The sequence below is a fragment of the Pseudoflavonifractor sp. An85 genome (assembly GCF_002161235.1).
In the GTDB taxonomy this organism is placed as follows: Bacteria; Bacillota; Clostridia; order Oscillospirales; family Oscillospiraceae; genus Enterenecus.
In genome coordinates this window covers 1-715 of record NZ_NFHE01000130.1, presented here as the reverse complement: position 1 = coordinate 715, position 715 = coordinate 1, and the positions used below count along the sequence as shown (strand labels likewise).

The 715-nt window shown below is 65.2% G+C and carries 1 protein-coding gene; it reads right to left on the bottom strand.

Going from position 1 to position 715, the window contains the following annotated elements; genetic code table 11:
• On the bottom strand, nt 1–715 hold a 715-nt coding region (locus B5G37_RS15455), incomplete at both ends, for a hypothetical protein (protein WP_158099457.1).

Genomic DNA, 715 nt, shown 5'->3' with positions numbered 1-715 from the left:
GTACCGGTGCCGCGTAGGGGCGCAGATTCTCGGGAATCCGGTTGACGGCGGTTTCGGCTGCTGCCTGCGCGAGTTCATCCATGGCGCGGGTGTCCACGGGGAAGAACGCGCGTTCCGGCTCCTCGTCGCTCAGCCGGAAGGACGACAGGCGCAACTGCACCGTCACCTCCCCGTATGACGTGGATACGGGGCGCGTGTATTCCACCACGCGCTGCCATGTGTCCCCCAAATCCTTTTCGTAATCCTTCGTGTCATGGACGGTGAGGGTTGAGATCGGGGAGGATGGCCGGGTCACGGTCGGGAACGTCCTGTCCGGTCGCTCCGTCATGCGGCGCTCAATGCTGGCACGCGCTTTCGGCAGGTAGGTGGAGTGGGCCGCGTACTCCGGCGTGACCGCCATCGTGGGATCGTCCCACATGGCGAGCACACCGTCGTACATGGGGTGTGCGGGGGTGAATGCCTGATTTACCGGGTCTACCCAGTACGGCGGACGGTACGTGGCTTCGGTGAGGTCGTCCAAGCGGGGTTCGCCCGCTTTGGTGAGCTGGCGGACCTCCACGCCTACGGTCCCGCCGTCCCGGTTGCCGGTGATGAAGAGGTGCCCGTCCTCGTCCCGGATGTTCTGTATCTCGCAGCCGAACAGTGGAGAGTCCGGATCGTCCCGCAGCATGTTGAGGCTGCCGCCCACGTAGAAACCGTCGCCGCTGCGCACCAT